This window comes from Desulfonauticus sp., from assembly GCF_055126295.1.
In genome coordinates this window covers 1-19054 of record NZ_JBSRHE010000013.1, presented here as the reverse complement: position 1 = coordinate 19054, position 19054 = coordinate 1, and the positions used below count along the sequence as shown (strand labels likewise).

Annotated in this window: 21 protein-coding genes; 15 read left to right on the top strand and 6 right to left on the bottom strand. The window is 37.5% G+C overall.

From position 1 onward, the window contains the following. Window positions 1-15 precede the first annotated feature (15 nt). The 8 genes from ACTCIM_RS08445 to ACTCIM_RS08410 are packed head-to-tail and all read left to right on the top strand — an operon-like array spanning window position 16 to window position 6333. Window positions 16-1371, top strand: a complete 1356-nt coding sequence (locus tag ACTCIM_RS08445; protein WP_472314988.1) for a TonB-dependent receptor plug domain-containing protein — start codon at window positions 16-18, stop codon at window positions 1369-1371. Next, on the top strand, window positions 1371-1694 hold the full coding sequence (locus ACTCIM_RS08440; protein ID WP_472314987.1) for a TonB-dependent receptor domain-containing protein: 324 nt from the start codon (window positions 1371-1373) through the stop codon (window positions 1692-1694). The genes ACTCIM_RS08445 and ACTCIM_RS08440 overlap by 1 nt, the downstream gene beginning before the upstream one ends. Then, window positions 1688-2242, top strand: a complete 555-nt coding sequence (locus ACTCIM_RS08435) for a TonB-dependent receptor domain-containing protein (RefSeq protein ID WP_472314986.1) — start codon at window positions 1688-1690, stop codon at window positions 2240-2242. The genes ACTCIM_RS08440 and ACTCIM_RS08435 overlap by 7 nt, the downstream gene beginning before the upstream one ends. Window positions 2243-2267: 25 nt before the next feature. Then, complete coding sequence (locus tag ACTCIM_RS08430) at window positions 2268-3047, top strand: ATP-binding protein (RefSeq protein WP_464278601.1); 780 nt, start codon at window positions 2268-2270, stop codon at window positions 3045-3047. Further along, on the top strand, window positions 3037-3429 hold the full coding sequence (gene tsaA, locus ACTCIM_RS08425; RefSeq protein WP_464278600.1) for a tRNA (N6-threonylcarbamoyladenosine(37)-N6)-methyltransferase TrmO: 393 nt from the start codon (window positions 3037-3039) through the stop codon (window positions 3427-3429). Before ACTCIM_RS08430 ends, tsaA begins: the two co-directional genes overlap by 11 nt. 8 nt (window positions 3430-3437) lie before the next feature. Further along, a complete protein-coding gene (locus ACTCIM_RS08420) occupies window positions 3438-4511 on the top strand; it encodes an iron ABC transporter substrate-binding protein (RefSeq protein WP_464278599.1) in 1074 nt (357 codons plus the stop codon). After that, window positions 4495-5577, top strand: coding sequence for a FecCD family ABC transporter permease (locus tag ACTCIM_RS08415; protein WP_472314984.1), 1083 nt, complete (start codon window positions 4495-4497; stop codon window positions 5575-5577). The genes ACTCIM_RS08420 and ACTCIM_RS08415 overlap by 17 nt, the downstream gene beginning before the upstream one ends. Further along, window positions 5578-6333, top strand: coding sequence for an ABC transporter ATP-binding protein (locus ACTCIM_RS08410; RefSeq protein WP_472314983.1), 756 nt, complete (start codon window positions 5578-5580; stop codon window positions 6331-6333). It begins immediately after the preceding gene. 117 nt (window positions 6334-6450) lie between these two features. On the opposite strand, the gene ACTCIM_RS08405 is transcribed toward ACTCIM_RS08410, so the two are convergent. From ACTCIM_RS08405 to ACTCIM_RS08395, 3 genes are read right to left on the bottom strand one after another with little or no spacing between them, the layout of a single operon-like run. After that, window positions 6451-7179 carry a pseudouridine synthase gene (locus ACTCIM_RS08405; RefSeq protein ID WP_472314981.1) on the bottom strand — a complete coding sequence of 243 codons (729 nt, stop codon included), beginning with the start codon at window positions 7177-7179 and terminating at the stop codon, window positions 6451-6453. Beyond that, window positions 7166-7882 (bottom strand): DnaJ domain-containing protein, encoded by a 717-nt coding sequence (locus ACTCIM_RS08400; protein ID WP_472314980.1) that lies wholly within the window; start codon window positions 7880-7882, stop codon window positions 7166-7168. Before ACTCIM_RS08400 ends, ACTCIM_RS08405 begins: the two co-directional genes overlap by 14 nt. Continuing rightward, a complete protein-coding gene (locus tag ACTCIM_RS08395) occupies window positions 7872-8327 on the bottom strand; it encodes a YkgJ family cysteine cluster protein (RefSeq protein ID WP_029965501.1) in 456 nt (151 codons plus the stop codon). Before ACTCIM_RS08395 ends, ACTCIM_RS08400 begins: the two co-directional genes overlap by 11 nt. 91 nt (window positions 8328-8418) lie before the next feature. Here ACTCIM_RS08395 and mqnC point away from each other — a divergent pair, with 91 nt between their 5' ends. Genes mqnC through ACTCIM_RS08380 form a run of 3 tightly spaced genes read left to right on the top strand, consistent with a single transcriptional unit; the run spans window position 8419 to window position 12042 of the window. Further along, window positions 8419-9444, top strand: coding sequence for a cyclic dehypoxanthinyl futalosine synthase (mqnC, locus tag ACTCIM_RS08390; RefSeq protein WP_029965504.1), 1026 nt, complete (start codon window positions 8419-8421; stop codon window positions 9442-9444). Window positions 9445-9454: 10 nt separating this feature from the next. Further along, a complete protein-coding gene (locus ACTCIM_RS08385) occupies window positions 9455-10657 on the top strand; it encodes a M24 family metallopeptidase (protein WP_464278592.1) in 1203 nt (400 codons plus the stop codon). Between the two features lie 29 nt (window positions 10658-10686). Continuing rightward, window positions 10687-12042, top strand: a complete 1356-nt coding sequence (locus ACTCIM_RS08380; protein ID WP_472314979.1) for a TrpB-like pyridoxal phosphate-dependent enzyme — start codon at window positions 10687-10689, stop codon at window positions 12040-12042. 66 nt (window positions 12043-12108) lie between these two features. Here ACTCIM_RS08380 and ACTCIM_RS08375 read toward each other — a convergent pair whose 3' ends face one another. Then, window positions 12109-13032, bottom strand: coding sequence for a manganese-dependent inorganic pyrophosphatase (locus ACTCIM_RS08375; RefSeq protein WP_472314978.1), 924 nt, complete (start codon window positions 13030-13032; stop codon window positions 12109-12111). Window positions 13033-13267: 235 nt separating this feature from the next. Next, window positions 13268-14281, bottom strand: a complete 1014-nt coding sequence (locus ACTCIM_RS08370) for a tRNA dihydrouridine synthase (protein WP_464278589.1) — start codon at window positions 14279-14281, stop codon at window positions 13268-13270. Window positions 14282-14325: 44 nt separating this feature from the next. Between ACTCIM_RS08370 and ACTCIM_RS08365 the strand changes: the two genes are divergently transcribed. The 3 genes from ACTCIM_RS08365 to ACTCIM_RS08355 are packed head-to-tail and all read left to right on the top strand — an operon-like array spanning window position 14326 to window position 18275. Continuing rightward, entirely contained in the window at window positions 14326-15924 is a 1599-nt protein-coding gene (locus tag ACTCIM_RS08365; protein WP_472314976.1) for a flagellar hook-length control protein FliK, read from the top strand. Window positions 15925-15936: 12 nt separating this feature from the next. Next, complete coding sequence (locus ACTCIM_RS08360) at window positions 15937-16620, top strand: flagellar hook assembly protein FlgD (RefSeq protein WP_464278587.1); 684 nt, start codon at window positions 15937-15939, stop codon at window positions 16618-16620. 26 nt (window positions 16621-16646) lie between these two features. After that, the gene (locus ACTCIM_RS08355) at window positions 16647-18275 is read left to right on the top strand and encodes a flagellar hook protein FlgE (protein ID WP_472314974.1); all 1629 of its coding nucleotides are present in this window, start codon (window positions 16647-16649) and stop codon (window positions 18273-18275) included. A 58-nt stretch (window positions 18276-18333) separates the two neighbouring features. Here ACTCIM_RS08355 and ACTCIM_RS08350 read toward each other — a convergent pair whose 3' ends face one another. Then, window positions 18334-18660, bottom strand: a complete 327-nt coding sequence (locus ACTCIM_RS08350) for a flagellar protein FlaG (protein ID WP_029965515.1) — start codon at window positions 18658-18660, stop codon at window positions 18334-18336. A 115-nt stretch (window positions 18661-18775) separates the two neighbouring features. Between ACTCIM_RS08350 and ACTCIM_RS08345 the strand changes: the two genes are divergently transcribed. After that, window positions 18776-19054, top strand: a 279-nt coding sequence (locus ACTCIM_RS08345) for a flagellin N-terminal helical domain-containing protein (protein ID WP_472314972.1), incomplete at its 3' end; no start/stop codon positions are given.

Below are 19054 nucleotides of genomic sequence, written 5' to 3'. Positions count from 1 at the left end.
GGTAAGGGGGTAGTTATGAAATTTTATAGGTTGTGGTGGCTATTAGTCTGTTTATTTTTTTTAAATCCAATACCAGGGAGAGCAGAAGATATTGTATTGCCTGATATCGTTGTAGAAGGGCAAAAAATAATTGTTCCCACCAAACAATCTGATGAAACAGTTTATACTGGTACGGAAATAACCAGGGAAGGTATGGATATTGCGGGTGAAAAGGGAAAGGCTAGTGTTTACGAAGTTGTATCTGTAGTGCCAGGAGTGGTTTTTGAAGGGGTAGATCCCAATAATTTGGCTTCAGAGCAATCCAGTATTCGTGTGAGAGGGGTGAAGGGATATCTTGGGGCTATGACTGTAGAAGGGGTTCCCAATTATGGAGGAAATCCAATGGGACCGAGAAATTATATTTATGATCTGGATAATTTTGAGAGTATTTCCATTTATAAGGGAGCTATACCTAGCGATCTTGGTTCTGGAGTAGGTAACCGAGCTGGAGCTATAGAATTAAAACCTCTTTGGGCTACAAAAGACTTTGGGGTAAAATTTTCTCAATCTTTAGGTAGTTTTGATTATAAAAGAACCTTTTTTAGATTGGATTCAGGAGAAAAAGGACCTTTAACTACTAGAATTTCCTTAGCTTATTCTTTTAGTGAAGCAGATAAATGGAAAGGCCCTGGAGACATTGGCCCCAGGAATAATTTTAATTTTACTTTAGTGCAACCTTTAGGAGAAAAATTAGAGATTAAATTTTGGGCGAACTATAATTATATTGAAAACTATAAGTATAGATCGCTTACTTATGACCAAGCAGAAAACTTAGATAAATACTATCGTTTAGATTTTAACGAGTCTTTTACAGGAAATCCTAGCGAAGATTATTTGTATTATAAGTATAATTGGGAAAAACATGAAAATAAAGACTATCTAAGTGTTTTGACTTTGCAGGCCACTGATTATCTCAAGTTTATTTTTAAGCCTTATTTATCTCAAGAAGATGCTAGAATAAAAACTGGATATAGCAAGCTACAAGGAAAGCCAGGTGTTCAGCAGAGGAATAGAGATATTGAAAGAAAGGGAATTATTTCAGAGGCTGAGGTTGAGTTTAAAAATATTATTGCAAGTTTAGGTTATCACTATGAAGTAGCAGATATGGATATTACTGCTGAAAATTATTGGATAAATTCAGATGGTTCTTTGACTTATAGGGGGTATGGAATATTTTCCACTACAGGTGATACTTATGTACATAGCCCTTACTTAAAAGTGGCTGGCAATGGGGATAAACTTAATTGGCAAGCTGGAGTTAAATATTTTAGATTTGAAGATTCAGCAAGCAAGGGATATGTAACGAATATTCTGGAGGAGTACCCACTTTAGTGCGAGCTCCAGATTTAGATAGAAAAGCTAGAACTTATGATATCTGGCTGCCTACTGCAGGGGTTTCTTATAAGTTTTCAGATAACTGGGAATCTTCTGTAAGTTATGGTAAAAATTTTATTCGGCCTTATGCCTATATGCCTCTTATAAGTCTTTACAATAGGTTGCGCACTCAGTTTCAAGCTGCAGGTATAACTTTAAATGATTTGTTTGATGGGTATGATATAGAAGAGTCTGATAATTTTGATTTTGGTATTAAATATCATAATTCCTATTTAGAAATAAATCCTACTTTGTTTTTTCCAGGCATAAAAATTTGTTAACAAAGATTTCAGACTCTAGAGTATTAGATAGTGGAAAGCCTGTAACTTATTATCAAAATATAGGGAAAGCTAAAGGTTATGGTTTAGAATTACCAATGAATTTTTTCCTTTCTGATAAATTTACTTTTTATTTAAATCCAACTTATAATAGTTTAACTTATGACAGAGATATAGAGTACCAAGGTCAAACATATGATACAAAGGGTAAGCAAATTGTTGATGTCCCTAAGTGGACAGTTGTTTCTGGAATTATTTTTAAACATCAAGGATGGGAAATTTCTCCTCAGATGCGTTATATAGGTAAAAGATATGGAGATATAGAACATAAGGAGGATATACCTTCTTATGAAGTTTTTGATTTTAAGGCTTCTTATACAAAAAAAAATATTGGAGCTTTTAAAGAGTTTAAAGTTTTTTTAGAATTAAATAATTTATTTGATCGCCATTATGTATCTAGCATTAGTGCCTGGGATGATACGGTTTCTGGAGCATCCTACTATGTGGGAGCACCATTTTCACTAAAAGCAGGTTTATCTTTTAAATTTTAATTTTTTTAAAAAGGGAGAGTTGCAGATGAATAAAATTGCTATTGTTGGTAAAGGTGGGGTGGGAAAAAGTTTTATTACTTATGCTCTGAGCAAGTTTTTTGCCCAAAAAGCAAACAAAGTATTGGTGGTAGATTGCGATGAAAGCAATAAGAGCCTTTTTAGGTTATTTGGTTTTGCACATTCTCCCAAAGATTTTATGGATTTTTTAGGAGGAAAAAAGGCAGTACAGCAAAAACTGATTAAAAAATTTAAAGACAAAGAAGCAAAAATAAATATTTTAGAAAAGGGTCTGGTCACTTTAGAGAGTATCCCAACAGAATTTATTCAACAGGATGGGAATATTTTTTTAATTAGTATAGGTAAAATTAGTCATCCTATGGAGGGTTGTGCTTGTCCAATGGGGGTGGTGAGTAGGGAGTTTTTAGAGAAAATTGAACTGAAAAAAGATGAACTGGTTATAGTGGATACAGAGGCAGGAGTGGAGCACTTTGGAAGAGGGATAGAGCAAGGTATTGATGTAGTGCTTGCTATAGCAGAACCTTATCTCGACTCTATTGAAGTAGCTAAAAGAGCTTATTTTTTAGCTAAAGATATGGGTAAAAGAGCCTACTTACTTTTTAATAAGGTTACGTCAAACTTAAAAGAAAGACTTGAGAAAACATTGGAGCAGCAAGATATAGAACTTTTAGGATTTATTGACTTTTATCCTGAAGTTTATGCATCAGCTTTGGATGGTAAAATTCCTGAGAATAAAAGTGTATTTTCTGAAATAGAAAAAATAGGGGAAAAGATTTATGGAATTTAAGTTTAATTCTATAGGATATATAAAAAATCGAACCAACAATGTCCCCAGACATTGGTCTGTATCAGATTTGGAAGGGGAGATTGTCTTGGATTCTGTTTATCAAAAAGGAATAAAAGATATAAACACAGGAGATAAAATTGTAGTTGTTTTTTGTTTTCATAAATCTTCAGATTTTACTTTTGATAAGTTAGTACAAAAACCTCCTCACTTAAAAGAAATGAAAGGAGTGTTTAGCACCTGTTCTTCTTATAGGCCAAACCCCATAGGTGTATCTGTTTTTGAAGTTTTAGAATGTCAGGATAATGTTATTCGAGTAAAAGGGATTGATGTTTATGATGGGACTCCTATTTTGGATATAAAACCTTATATTGCTTGTAAGTAGGGGGAAAAATGAGAAGGTATGTTTATGTACTTTGTTTAGTTTTAATGTTTTTCTTGCAGATAAATGGTTTTGCTGAACAGATTACTATTTTGGATATGGTGGGAAGAAAAATAACTATTCCTAGAGAAGTTAAGAAGGTTGTGCCTATTTCGGCTTCTTTGCGTTATATTGTTTATCTAGATGCTTTGGATTTAGTTGCAGGAGTAGAAGGGTTAGAAAAGAGGGAGGTAATGAAAGATAATCCGGCTGTGGGTAAGGTCTATTGGTTAGCAATGAAGGATAAAATAAAAGGATTACCAGTAGTTGGAGAAGGTGGTCCTGGTAAATTGCCTGATCTGGAAAAGCTATTGGAGATAAAGCCTGATTTAGTAATTACTTTTGAAAAAGAAAATGCAGAAATTATACAAAGTAAGACAGGAATTCCTGTAGCAGTTATTAAATATATAGGAACTAAAGGAGTTGATGTAAATAATTTAATAAATAGTTTAGAGTTTTTAGGTAAGATTTTAAATAGAGAAAAAAGGGCCAGAGAATTAAATCAATATATTTTAGAAACTATAGCAGACTTAAGTAATAGGACAAAAGGAGTAAAAAGGGCTTCTATTTATGTTGGAGGAATTAGTGCTAGAGGTATTCATGGACTTACTAGCTCTGAGGGCTATTATCCTCCTTTGCAATGGATAAATGCTCATAATGTAGTTGATGAAACAAAAATCAAAGGCCATGTTTTTCTGGATAAAGAAAAAATTTTGTTGTGGAATCCGGAATATTTGTTTTTGGATGCAGCAGGAATGCCGATTATTCAAAAGGATTATGTAAAAAATAGGCCTTTTTATCAAAAATTAAAAGCAGTTCAATATAAGAAAGTTTATTCTTTATTTCCATATAATTTTTATAGGACAAACTTTGAAACGCTTTTAGCAAATGCTTATTTTATAGGTAAGGTTATTTATCCAGAGAGATTTCTAGATGTAGAGCCAGAACAAAAAGCAAGAGAAATATTTTGTAAGTTTGTAGGTAGAGATGTTTTTTCTGATTTGAAAAAAACTTATAGGGGATTTGAACGTGTCCATTTTGAATAGTAAGCAGATTTTATACAATAGTTCTTTGATTAAAGAGTATACACAAAAAATAAATTTAAAAATAATATTGGGTTTTTTTTTGATTCTTTTATTAATAGCTATTTTTTTTATCTCTATAGCCTTTGGTTCTATAAAAATGAGTTTAGAAGAGGTTATTAATGCCCTTTTAAGAAATTCAGAATATTCATATGTTCTTTGGAATATAAGGATAACTAGAGCTATTGGAGGGATTTTAACCGGGGCAGCTCTAGGAGTCTCTGGAGCTGTAATGCAAAAGATACTTAAAAATCCTTTAGCCTCTCCTTTTACTTTGGGAGTGTCTCATGGAGCAGCTTTTGGAGCAGCTTTTGCCATTATTGTGCTTGGGGCAGGTAAGTCGCACTCTTTTGGCTCTGAAGCTGTAACTATATTTAATAACTATCCAGTGGTTATTTTTGCCTTTTTAGGAGCTTTAACCAGCATTGCCATTATTTTATTTTTATCCTGTTTCAAGGGAGCTTCTCCCGAGTCAATTGTTTTAGCTGGGGTTGCTTTGAGTAGCCTTTTTGGTTCTGCTACCATGTTTTTGCAATATTTTGCTGATGATTTTCAGGTTGCAGCTACTGTTTTTTGGACTTTTGGAGATATAGGAAAGGCAGGGTGGTTGGAAAATAAAATTATTTTTATTACTTTTTTGGTAGGTATAACCTATTTTTATCTTAATAGGTGGAACTTTAATGTTTTGTTTTGGGGAGATGAAGTTGCTAAAAGCTTGGGAGTTAATATAAAAATCTTACGACTTATAAGTATGTTTTTGAGTGCATTAGTTGTTTCAGTATGTATTTCTTTTTTAGGAATAATTGGGTTTGTAGGTTTAATATCTCCTCATATTATAAGATTTTTGATAGGTGATGACTGTAGGTTTTTAATCCCTTATTCAGCCCTTATGGGAGCATTTTTACTCTGTCTTTCCGATTTTATTGCCAGAACTATTTTATCTCCAGTAGTTTTACCCGTTGGAATAATAACTTCTTTTGCAGGCGCCCCAATGTTTTTTTACCTTTTAATAAAAAGGAGAAGGTTCTAAATGCTTGAAATAAGTAATATATGTGCTGGATATGGGAATAAGCTATCTATTAAAAATATAAGTTTGCGTTTTAATAAAGGTAATGTGTATGCTATTTTAGGACCAAATGGTTCTGGAAAATCTACTTTGTTAAAAACTATAGATAAAATTATAAAACCTAAGGAGGGAGTAATTTATATCAAAAAAGAAGATGTTCAAAATCTATCAAGAAAAAAGTTAGCTAAAAATATTGCTTATTTACCTCAAAAAAACAGTACATCAGCTTCTAGTACTGTTTTTGAGACTATTTTGTTGGGTAGAAAGCCTTATATCATTTTTGAACCAAGACAAGAAGATTTAAAATTAGTAGAAAATATAATTTATATATTTGGTTTAAAATATTTTTCGTTTAGAAATGTAGGTGAATTAAGTGGTGGTGAATTGCAAAAGGTGCTTATTGCCAGGGCACTGGCTCAGCAACCAAAGATTTTGCTTCTTGATGAACCAATAAATCATCTTGACCCCAAAAATCAAATAGAAATATTAAAAGTCTTAAAAAAAATTACTTCAGAATTGGGTATTATAACTATCATAGTTTTGCATGATTTAAACTTAGCCTTTAAATTTGCAGACTACTTTGTTTTTATGAAACAAGGTAAAATATATGCTAAAGGTGATTTAAGTTCTATTGAAGATAAGATTATAAAAGAGGTATATGATATTAGAGTTAAAATTTTAAATGTAGGAAGAAGTAAGCTTTTGGTTATAGATGAATAGTTTTTGGGTTTAATTAAATTATATTTTTAAATTTTATTGTGTTGTAAGTTGTAAATGAGAAATTGGTTGTGAATAAATATAGATTTTATTTATTGTTATATTTGCTTTTTGAAAGGGCTAAATCAAGCCCACTGCTTTGAGGAGAAGTTTTTTTTCTGGGGTGGTCAGGTGTTTAAATTTTCCCCTGGCCAGGTTGCCTAGGTGAAGTGGGCCCAATTGGATTCTAACCAGTTTTAGAACTGTTAAGTCCAGGTCTCTACACATTCTGCGAATCTGTCTATTTAACCCCTGGGTTATGGTCAGTTCTATTTCCCAGTGAGTGTTTGCTGTTTTTAGGACCTTTACTTGCGCGGGTAGGACCTTTTCTCCTTCTTTTAAGGTCATTCCCTTTTGCATTATTTTAATTTTTTCAGCAATATTTTCGCCTCTTACTTTTACCACATAGGTTTTAGGTATCTTGTATTTGGGGTGAGTTAGGCGATAGCAAAGCTCTCCATCTGTGGTCAAAAGTAACAAGCCTTCAGAAAAGTAGTCCAGCCGCCCCACAGGAAAGGGGCGTTGCTTTTTAAGATGCTCAGGTAAAAGGTCTAAGACGCATTTTCGTCCCTTTTCATCTTTGGCTGAAGTGATGACTTCAATGGGTTTATTTAACATTAAATAAATATTTTCCTCAGAGTAGGAAAGGAGTTTTCCCTTTATGCTGACTTTGTCCCTTTTGGGGTCTACCTGTAAATAGGGTTCAGTAACTATTTGATTGTTTACTTTTACTTCTCCAGCAAAGATGAGTTCATCAGCTTTTCGCCTGGAGGTATAACCTGTATGGGCAATGAATTTATTTAAGCGCATTATTTTCCCTTGGATAGAGTTTTAGATAGAGGTCTCCTTGCCATTTTCCCAGCTTTCTTCCCAGGCCCTTAAGTCTTATTTTTTGACCTGGAACATAGTTGGGAGGGATGGTAATTTCAATGACCTTTTTCTCTTTTAGTTTGTTGTGAATGTTGATTTTTACCTTACTGCCTGGTTTTAGCTCACTTACGCTTAAGTTGAGCTCTTCTTCTGAATCCAGCTGTTTTTTTAGCCAAAAGGAACTTAATTCTTTTAGCTTTTGCCAGTTAAAAAGAGTGGCTAAAGAAAAGTGAGGCTGCTTTTGTGCTTCTACCTTGCGAAAAATGTCTTCAAATACCTTGCGAGCAAAGGGGTCGTTCAAGATATCCTTTAGAATTTCTTCCTGGGTGGTATAAAATTTTTCTCTATATTTTCCACTTTGGTAATTGGCTTGAGTGGATTGCTGGAAGTTTTGGGCCTTGGTTTTGTGCTGAGTTTGAGTTTGCTGAGTTTGGGTTTTAGTCTGCTGGGTATAGAGGTGGTAATTGTTTTTTAAGTACACATAGGCCTGATTTAGTTGCTGGAACTTAACTGTAGCCAAGGGGTCCTGAGGGTTTAGGTCTGGATGATAGCGAAAAGCAAGCTTACGATAGGCAAGTTTTATCTCTTTAAGACTTGCTCCAGGTTTTAGACCCAAAAGAGAAAAATAGTTTTCAGCCTTCATTGTTTAATAAGTCAGCTACCTTTAAAGCAGTAGGACCATCTTTTTCTTGGCAGATTAAATTGTTTTTTTGCAAATAGTAAAGGCCAATTTTTTTAAATTCTGCAAAGGATATCTGGGGATTTATGCCCGGGCAATATTCTTTGGCCAGGGAAAAGGCAGATTCATCTACTAGATTGCCCCGAAAATAGGGCCAGGCTGCACACACTTTGGGTTTTACAGGATGAATGAGACAGCCCTTTTTAGGAGCAAAGAAGAGGCAAAAGTTGTTTTTGACTTTAAGGTGGGCTTTATCTTGTACTTTGTGGATACAGGAATGTTGAAATTCTTCCAGGGAAAGTTCAAGAAAAGCAGCTATTTTCTCTTGCTCTTCTAAGGTTACAACAATGCCTCCCTTTCCTTCACAACATTGTCCACAGCGTTGACACTCAAAAGCTATTTCTTCCAACAGTCTGTTCTCCTTTTAGATTTTCTTAGCCTTTACTTGGCGGCTGGAATCCATTAACCACCTCTTCTAAAGCTAAAGCAAAGGAGAGAAGATGTCTAGACTGACCCCCAGGGAAGCTTTGGAATTATGGACAGAAGAGGACTTTTTTCTTTTGGGGCAAAGGGCGCACGCCTTTCGCTTTAAACTTCACCCAGAGCCCATAGTCACTTATATAGTGGACCGCAACATAAATTATACCAATGTTTGCGTTTCTGGCTGTAAGTTTTGCGCTTTTTATTGTGCTCCAGAAAAACAAGGTGGTTATGTCCTTAGTTTTGAAGAGCTAGGTAGAAAGGTAGAAGAGACCGTCTCTTTGGGAGGATATCAGATTCTCCTGCAAGGTGGAATGCATCCAGATTTGGATTTATCCTTTTATGAAAAGATGCTTAGATTTTTGAAACAAAACTTTCCCCAGGTAGCAGTGCATGGCTTTTCTCCTCCAGAGATTATTTTTTGGGCTGAAAAGGAAAATTTATCCCTGAAAGAAGTAATCAGCAGACTTATAGCTGCTGGCCTTGATTCCATTCCAGGTGGGGGGGCAGAAATTTTAGTGGATAGAGTAAGAGAGCGGATTTCTCCCCGAAAGTATTCTTCGGCTAAGTGGCTGGAAGTTATGGAAACCGCTCACAATCTGGGTTTAAAAACCACAGCAACCATGATGTTTGGACATGTTGAGAGTATTGAGGATAGGATTGAACATTTAAATAAGTTAAGAGAGTTACAGGATAAAACAGGAGGCTTTACTGCTTTTATCCCCTGGACCTTTCAACCCAGAAACACCCAGATTAAAGTGGAAGAAGTTTCTTCAGTGGAATATTTGCGTTTTTTGGCTTTAAGCAGGTTATTTCTGGATAATATCCCCAACCTTCAGGCTTCCTGGGTAACTCAAGGGCCAAAGGTGGGACAGGTTGCCTTGTTTTGGGGAGCCAATGACTTTGGCTCCACCATGATAGAAGAAAATGTGGTTAAAGCCACTGGCGTATCCTTTCGCTTGCCTGAAAAAGAGCTCAGGCGCTTAATTAAACAGGCAGGCTTTGAGCCCAAACGGCGTAAAATGGATTATTCCTTACTAGAATAAGAGGTTTAAAATGGAAAAATTACCTAGAGAAGAAGTTAATTTAAGATTGCAGAGATTAAGATTGCTCTGGCAAGAGTTGGATTTTGCCGGTGAAGGTATTTTTATTTTTTCTAGAACCCTTATTTACTACTTTACAGGTACCTGGGTAAATGGAGTGCTTTTTATTCCCCAGGCCGGAGAACCCATTTTAATGGTAAGAAAAGGGCTGGAAAGGGCCTTAAAGGAAAGCTCGGTTTTGAATATTCTGGCCTTTCGTTCTTATGGACAGGTGGAAGGGATTTTAAAAGATTTTGGCTATACTTTAAAGGTCGCAGGCGTAGAAAAGCGCTTTTTGACCTGGGAACTGGCAGAATTATTTCAAAGCAAGGTAAAAATAGAAACTTTGGTCGCTGCAGATTACTTACTGGCCAGAACCAGGGCAGTAAAAACTGGATATGAACTGGAAAGGTTGCAACGGGCAGGAAGCAGGCATCATAAGGGACTGTATGAACTTTTACCTGCCAGAATAAAGCCTGGTTTTTCAGAGTACGAGATTGCTAAGAAGGTCTGGGAAGTGTTTTTTGAACTGGGCCATGCCGGGCTTATGCGCATGCAGGGTTTTGGCGAGGAGATTTTTTTAGGGCATATTTCAGCAGGTGATAGTGGTAATTACAACTCTTCCTTTAATGGGCCCTTAGGTCTGCGAGGCGTCCACCCTGCTACTCCTCAAATGGGTTCTTTAGAAAAAATCTGGCAAAAAGATGAAGTTCTTAGTGTGGATGTGGGGTTTTGTTTTCAGGGCTATCACACGGATAAAACTCAAATCTATTATCCCAAAGAATGGGCCAGGCCCAAAGTAGTGGATATAGCTCAAGGTTTTTGTGAAGAAATACAGGAAATGGCCAGAGAAAAGTTAAAGCCTGGCGTACTGCCAGAGGAAATATATGTACAAGCCCTGGAGCTGGCTCAAAAAAGAGGCTTAGAAGAAGGATTTATGGGCTTAGGTGGTAATAAAGTTCCTTTTCTGGGGCATGGAATTGGACTTTTTATAGATGAGTATCCTCCTCTGGCCAGGAAAATAATTGATCCCTTAGAAGAAAATATGGTGATTGCCCTGGAACCCAAGTATGGCCTGCGAGGAATTGGCATGGTGGGAGTGGAAAATACCTTTGTGGTAACTAAAGATGGGGGAAAGTGCCTTACTGGTGATACTTATTCCCCTATTTTAATTTAAAAAATTAAATCTAGAAGGGAGGCATTGGAATGGAGGAAAACAAGATAATTTTGGGTAGTAAGGATTTGCCCAGAGCCTGGTACAACTTGCTGGCTGAAATTGGAGAGGAAATGGCTCCACCTCTACATCCAGTTACTAAAAAGCCAGTGGAAGAGAAGGACCTGGCCCCAATTTTTCCCAAGGCTTTAATTGAGCAGGAAATGAGTAAAGAGCCATGGATAGAGATTCCAGAGGAAGTATTAAATATTTATCAACTTTGGCGCCCAACTCCTTTAAAAAGGGCTAGAAATCTGGAAAAGTATTTAAAAACTCCAGCCAGAATTTACTACAAGGACGAAAGTGTAAGCCCAGCTGGAAGTCACAAGCCCAATACAGCCATAGCTCAGGCTTATTATAATAAGCAGGCAGGCATAACCAGATTGGCGACAGAAACAGGTGCAGGCCAGTGGGGTAGTGCCTTGTCTTTGGCCTGTAATTTTTTTGGCCTTAAATGTACTGTGTATATGGTGAAAATCAGTTTTGAACAAAAACCCTTTCGCAAGTCTTTAATGCAAATCTGGGGAGGAGAAGTTTTTGCGTCTCCTTCTTCCCGTACAGAAGCTGGGAAGCGTATTTTAGCAGAAAATCCTGAAACTAACGGTAGCCTGGGTATTGCCATCTCTGAAGCTGTCGAAGATGCTGCTACTAATGAGGACACTAATTATGCCCTGGGCAGTGTGCTTAATCATGTAATTTTGCACCAGAGTATTATTGGGCTGGAAACGGCTAAGCAACTGCAGTTGATTGAAGAAAAACCTGATATTTTAATTGGTTGTGTGGGTGGAGGCAGTAATTTTGGTGGTTTTGTAGCTCCCTTTGCAGGCGAGATGCTTCGAGGAGAAAAGGAATACAAGCTCATAGCAGTAGAGCCAGCTTCTTGTCCCACTTTAACCAAAGGAGTTTATACCTATGATTTTGGAGATACAGTGGGACTTACTCCTTTGCTTTTAATGCATACTCTGGGACATAAGTATGAGCCACCTGGAATTCATGCCGGAGGTTTGCGTTATCATGGAGATGCTCCTATTGTTAGCCATTTGGTACATAAAAAGTTGGTTACACCAGTAGCCTATCCTCAGACCAAGTGCTTTGAGGCTGCCCATCTTTTTGCCCAGACTGAAGGAGTTATTCCAGCTCCAGAGACCAGTCATGCCATTCGGGCTGCTATAGACGAAGCTTTAAAGTGTAAGGAAAGAGGCGAAGAAAAAAGTATAGTCTTTTGTTTTAGTGGACATGGGCACTTTGACCTAAAGGCCTATGATGACTTTTTAGCCGGAAAACTGCAGGACTATTTGTATCCAGAAGAGAAAATTAAAGAAGCTTTGCAATTTGTGCCTAAAGTCTAGACAATTAGACATAAAAAAAGCCCTCCTCATTAAAGGAGGGCTTTTTTTAGCAGCAATTATTTGTTTTTAGCCAGCAAAGGCCTTTTCAAAATTGGGAACAACCTGTTTCTTACGGCTCATAACTCCATCCAACCAAACAGAGCGACCTTCAGGAGCCTTGCCAAAAGCCTTTTCTACTACAGAAGGATCATCAGAAACGATGAGAAGCTCAGTACCTTCTTTCATAATGTCTGTTAACATCAAGAAAACAGAATGATTACCTTTTTCTTCTTTAACCTTTTTCATTTCTTCATAAAGAGCGTCTTTTACAGGATCTAAAATGGAAAGGTCCACTACTTCTAGCTGACCAATACCCACTTTGTTGCCACTCATGTCAAAATCTTTATAGTCACGGAAAAGAAGGTCTCTAATGGGAGTGCCTTCTACAGCAGATTTGACCTTAAACATTTCCATGCCTAAGGCTTTCAGGTCATCTACACCTGCAATTTTAGCCAGAGCTTCAGCAGCTTCTTTGTCTTTTTCAGTGCAGGTAGCAGATTTAAAGATAACAGTATCACTTAAAATGGCGCAGAGCATGATTCCAGCAATATTTTTGGGAATTTCTACGCCAAAAAAGTCGTACATATACTTAATCACAGTACAGGTACAACCAACAGGCCAGATCCAGCATTCTAAAGGATTGGGAGTAGTTACATCACCTAATTTGTGGTGATCTACAATACCCAAGATTTCACCTTCAGCCAAATCGTCCAAACTCTGAGCCAGGTCAGAGTGGTCAACCAAGATAAGTTGCTTATCTTTGGCAGAAGAAATGATTTCAGGAGCGTCTACACCAAATTTTTCCAAAACAAACTTACTTTCAGGATTGAGCTCGCCTTGCATTGCAGGCTTAGCCTCTACACCCAACTTGCTCTTAAGATCAGCAACAGCAATAGCTGCACAGACAGAGTCTGTATCAGGATTCTTGTGCCCGTAAACATAAACAGCCATGGAACAACCTCCTCATTTTTTTTGCTTTTTAAAAACGCTTGTTAAAAATAGCACAAACTCTAACCTTTGCCAAGAAAAAAATGAAGTGTTTTAAAGGTAAAAAAGTGAGTCATTGAGCTTAAAAGAGAATGTTCAGGCTTGTGAAGTTTTAGACTTTTTGGGTTTAAAAAAATTTTGCACAAAGATTAACTTCTGGGTCGCTCTGGGTACAAAAAGTGAAAAAAAGTTTTTCTAATTAATTTCCCAGCAGCAGAAGATTGGGAGAAGTCAGGGGATTTAGAGTAAGGATGTGGGGTAGTATTTTTTCTATTTCCTCTAAAGAGTTAGCTTTTTTTAGCTGGGAATAAAGGGATAAGCCAAAGTCAAAGTTGGCGCAAAAGTAAGTTGTCCATTTGTAAAAGAGCCTTAAAGCCCGTACTGGTTCAAAAAAATTTTGCAAATAGGTGAGCATCTTTTGCGCTACTTCCAGGTAGGTCTTTTTAGTGGGAGTAAAGTTGTGGCAAAGTTCAGCAAAAATAAAGGGCCTGGCAGCAGCAATTCTACCTAAGGCTACACCTGCACAACCAGTTTTCAGGATGTTTTTTAAGTCTTTTGGGTTAAACACATTGCCATTGCCAAAAACAGGTATGCTTACACTGGCTTGCACCACTTCTATGTATTCCCAGCGAGGGGGTCTATTGCGACGATCTGGAAACTTTCTGGGATGGAAGATTAAAAAATCTGCTCCACTTTGTTCAAAGGATTGGGCAAGTTCTTTAACTTTGGCCGTGCTTGCCTCCTGGGGCAAGCGAAACTTTACACTTAGGGGAATGGTTAAGTGTTTTTTGAGAAGGGAAATGATTTTACTGGCCAAAAGGGGCTCTTCCAGTAAGTAGGCCCCGCTTTGTTTTTTATAGATATTAGCAACACTACAGCCAAAATTTAAATCCACCCCAAAAAAACCAAGTTCTTCAATGCGTTTGGCAGCTGCTAGCATTTCCTGAGGGTTATTGCCTACAATCTGGCAGGTTAAAAAGGGAAGTTCTTCTGGGAGAAATTTAAAATAGGGAGAATTACGAGGGTTTTCACTGGGTATGGCCCTAGCACTGCACATTTCTGTAAAAAGTAACCCACAACCACCGTATTCCTGAATGAGTTTGCGCAAAGCCAGATGAGTTAAGCCCACCATGGGAGCCAGGATTAATCTGGTGGGTAAAACTTTGTCTCCAATTTTTAAGGGTGTAGTTAAAAGTTTTTGTACTGTATCCATTTTGGAATGGGTCTTGATTAATTAGGGGTTAAAGGAGATTGGCCATGCAAATTTTTCCTACTTTGTTTTTTGCCTTACCTGCAGAAGAAGTTAAAAATAATCTGGTTAGGGGTGATTTTGCGTCTCTCTTAAAGCAAGAGGAGACAAAGGTAAATCCTTTAATTTCCACTGGTCAAACTGGAAAACCTATCCAGCCAAAGACTTCTTTGGCTCGCAAATTGGAACAGGTCCAGGATAAGCTGGAAGATAAGATAAGTGAGGAAGAATTTTCCCAGGTAGAAAGCTTGCTTCAACAAAAGGGAGTAAGCAAAGAAAAAATTTCTCTTTTAAAGAAAAAAGTGGAGAAGCAGGAACTTACCTGGAAGGAACTTTTACTGGGACTAAACTTGTGGATGCCTTCTAAGATTTTGCCCCAGTTAAAGTTGTCCACCTCTGAAAAACAAGAGCTTTTAACTTTTTTACAAAAAATTAAATTTACCCCTAAAGAAGCAGAAAATCTGCTCACTTCTTTGAGCCAAAAACAGACAAAGCTGGAGCACTTTTTCCAGAAGGTATTGAAGCAAATAGATAGTTTGCCTGAAGATAGCAAGGTAGAGCTCAACCTGAAAGAACTTAAAGCCTTGAGTAAGATTGCTGGAGGACACTTTGAAGTTAAAAAGGTAGCCAATTTTGTAGGAGAAAACTCTGTTTCTGCACTTAAAAACTTACTTTTAAGCTTAAGTGAGGAAGCAGGTAAGCTTTTAAAGGCAAATCCAGATTGGGAAGGGTTAAGCGCAGAACAGAAAAGTATGTTAAAAAATATTTTAGCTTTGCTAGAAGCCAAAGATAAGCCTGTTAGCCAAAAAAGTGAAAGTTTTATTAAAGCTAAAACAGAAGAGGGCAAAGTAAAAGGCATGGAAGAAAATGATACTAAAACTAAAAATTTGAACCTGGAAAAGCAAGATGTAAAAGCTAAAACTAAAGGTGCAGCTGAAGTAAGTGAAAGTAAAAAGGATAATGAATTTAATTCTAAAGGTGAGGAAAATCAAAAAGATTTAACTGAAACTAAAAAAAATAAAAAAATTCTGGAATATAAAGGTGAAGATAAAGATAAGGGAAAGCTGGAATTTTCTAAAGTGGAATTGGTAAACTCCAATGTTAACCTAAAAGACAGTTTGGTAGATAAATTAAGTGTTAATAATAAAATTTCCAGACAGGTCTGGAATCAGGTGGAGCAAGCAGTCTGGCAAAATATAAGTAAGAACAATACGAGAATGGTTTTGCGTTTGAATCCTCCTGACCTGGGAAAGGTGGGAATGGTTTTGCAGATGAATAAAGGGGAAGTGAGTTTGCTACTTAAAAGCAATAATGAGGAAGTGGGACAGGTTTTACAGCATAATTTGCATAGTTTGAAAGCTCATCTGGAGCAAGAAGGTTTTAGGGTGCAAAAGATGGAGGTAAAGACCCAACTGGAGCAGGAAAATTTTGCCAGTTTTGAACACGGTCAGCAGTTTACAAATCATAACTTTGAACAACAAAAAAACTTTGAGACCAGTATAGGCCTGGCCAGGCTGAGATATTTCTTCTCTTCTGGCCAGGAAATTCAGGCTAAGAACCTGGAAGAACCTTCTGGTTTAAACAACAAGCTTAGTCTTTTTGCCTAAAGGAGCAGGGATATGAGTCAGGTAAGTAGTTTATTGGGGCAATACGAAAGGGAATTAGAAGCTGCCAACTACAAAGCCACTGGCAACAATAGTGCCCTGGATAAGGACGCTTTTTTAAGACTTTTAGTTACGCAGTTAGAAAATCAAGACCCTTTAAACCCCATGGATGATAAAGAGTTTATTGCCCAGTTAGCGCAATTTTCCAGTTTGGAGCAAATGAATAACATTGCTGAAGGCATAAATAATCTGGTCTCCTTAAATCAACAGGATAGAATGCTTGGGGCTGTAGGCTTTATTGGTAAAGAAGTAGTAGCTGCAGGAGATACCTTAAGTAAAGAAGAAGAAAGTATTTCCAAGATTTACTATAGTCTGGAAGATACAGCTAAAGAGGTTTATGTAAATATTTTTGATAGCTTTGGAAACATTATCTATTCTACGAGCCTTGGTTCCAGGCAGCCTGGAGAATATCAATTTACCTGGGATGGCAAGGACTTTACAGGTAAGGAAGCTGCCAATGGAGTTTATAGTGTAACTTTTGCGGCTGAAGGCGTAAATGGAAATCCTGTTTTAGTGGATACAGAAGTAAGTGGTAAAGTTTCAGGGATACAAAATACAGGTAGTGGAACTTTACTAAGGCTTGAAGATGGTAGGGTTATTGATTTTAACAATGTAAAGGAAATAGTTTCAGAAAATTAACCCTGGTTTTTTATAGGAGGTAATATATGGGACTTTCAGCATCTTTATATTCAGGTACCAGTGGACTTAAGGTCCACGGTGAAGGCATGAGTGTTGTGGGCAATAATATTGCCAATGTAAGTACGGTGGGCTTTAAAGCTTCTCGTATTTACTTTGAGGATGCCCTAAGCCAGGAAATTACTGTAGCCAATGGCGTGGGGCAGGTGGGTAGAGGCGCTGCTGTAGGCGCCATTTACGGAGACTTTTCTCAAGGCTCCTTAGAAACCACCTCAGAATCCACTGATCTGGCTATTGGGGGCAATGGTTTTTTTATTGTTTCCCCCAAGGGAGAAGAGGTTGAATACTATACCAGGGCAGGAAACTTTCGCTTTGATGAAGATGGATATCTGGTAGACCCACATGGTTATGTAGTGCAGGGATGGGTAGTTCAACAAGAAGATGAAACTCAAGTAGCCACTTCAACTACTACCGCTCAAGAATCCCCAGGAGTTAGAACTGTAGGAACGCCTACTGATATTCGTCTGGAAAACTTTCAATCTCCTCCTCAGGAAACAACAACTGTTTCCATGGTGGTGAACCTGGACTCCAGGAGTGAAGATAATTCTACTAGTACTACGGATCCTTTTTTTGCCATGTTTGATCAGTGGGATGCAACTCAGGATACTCCTTTAGGAGATACAGCCTATGCCTATCAAAGTACTATCAGGGTATATGATGAAAACGGAACTTCCCATGACCTTACTGTTTATTTTGACCCAGTGGAAGACAATATAACCAATACAGGCGGAGAGAGATATTGGGAATACATGGTGGCAGTAAATCCCAATGAAGACAACAGGAGTTTCTGGAGTTCAGGAGATACTAAAAGAGGGGTGTTAATGATTGGTACCCTTACCTTTAATTCAGCTGGAGAATTAGCTGATATGACTGCTTTTACTATTAATGGGACTCCTCCAGCAGGATATGATTATAATGATTTAGAAACATGGGAACCAGCAGCCTTTTCTCAAAATGGTTATCCCATTTTTACTCCTAATTTTTTAGGTAATACCAATGCTGACTATACTTCAGACACTAACGCCTTAAATATAGAGCTTAATTTTGGATTAAGAAATAGAGACTTTACTGATAATGGAATTGGTCCTGGATGGACAGGTTCTTCAGATCAAGCTTCTGATATTGGCACTACCATAACTAATTTAGATTCTTTTAATGATGCTGAGCGCAGTGCCCTGTCTGTGACCAACTACAGTACTGGCTCTACTACCATTTACCAGTCTCAGGATGGTTATACTGCTGGTTTTTTACAAAACATTACTGTGGACAGGGATGGAGTTATTACAGGTAGATATTCCAATGGACAGATTTTAGAATTATATGCGTTGACTTTGGCTGACTTTAACAATCGCTATGGCCTTAGAAGAGAGGGTGGCAATCTTTTTGCTGAGACCAGGCAGTCTGGACCACCTTTAACTGGCCTGGCTGGAACTGGAGGCAAAGGTACCATTGCTTCCAACTCTTTAGAGCAGTCCAATGTGGATTTGGCCACTGAGTTTGTTAAGATGATAACTGTGGAAAAGGGTTTTCAGGCCAATAGTAAAACTATTACTACTACGGATAATATGTTAAGTGTGTTAATCCAAATTAAGCGGTAGTCCCTAAATTACCTTCTGTTTATATGCTTTTTAGGGAAGTCAGTAATTGCTGGCTTCCCTAAAAACTTTTTCTCACAAATACTCCAATAGTATCTTCAATGTGCCTGGCAATGTTGAGCACTTCATCCGGGGGAATTTTTTGAATAACCTTGTTTTCTTTGGTATCAATCAGGTTTACCTGCACTACCTTTTGTTCGTTTTGCACTCTAAACTTGAGAGGGATTTCCTGCGCTTCCAGGTATTGGTTGAGGGATTGAGTTAAATCTTTGAGTTTGCTCAAGTCTTTTAGTTCTAGTTTTTGAGTTTGCTCTCTGTTTTTTACTTTATGCTCCTCTAAGTTAGAGATGTTCATTTTTGTTTGAGAACTAATTCCTTCTATGCGCATGGCTCTACTCCTTTTTAGGTTCATTCTTTTTATCGTCTTTTTGGCTAAAAACTTAAGGGACATTTTTGGTATTATTTTTGAATAAATTTAACCAAAGTCATTTAAGGAGGAAAAAATGTCTTTGGTCGTTAATCACAACTTAATGGCAATGAATGCTGCCAGAAACCTCTCCACTGCCTATGGCAGGCTGGGGGTTTCTACCAGAAGGCTTTCTTCTGGTCTTAGGGTAGGTACAGCTGCGGATGACGCTGCTGGGCTGGCGATTCGTGAGCTTATGCGAGCAGATATTGCTTCTTTGAACCAGGGTATTCGTAATGCCAATGATGCCATCTCCCTTATCCAGACTGCTGATGGTGCCCTGCAGGTAATAGATGAAAAGCTCATTCGTATGAAA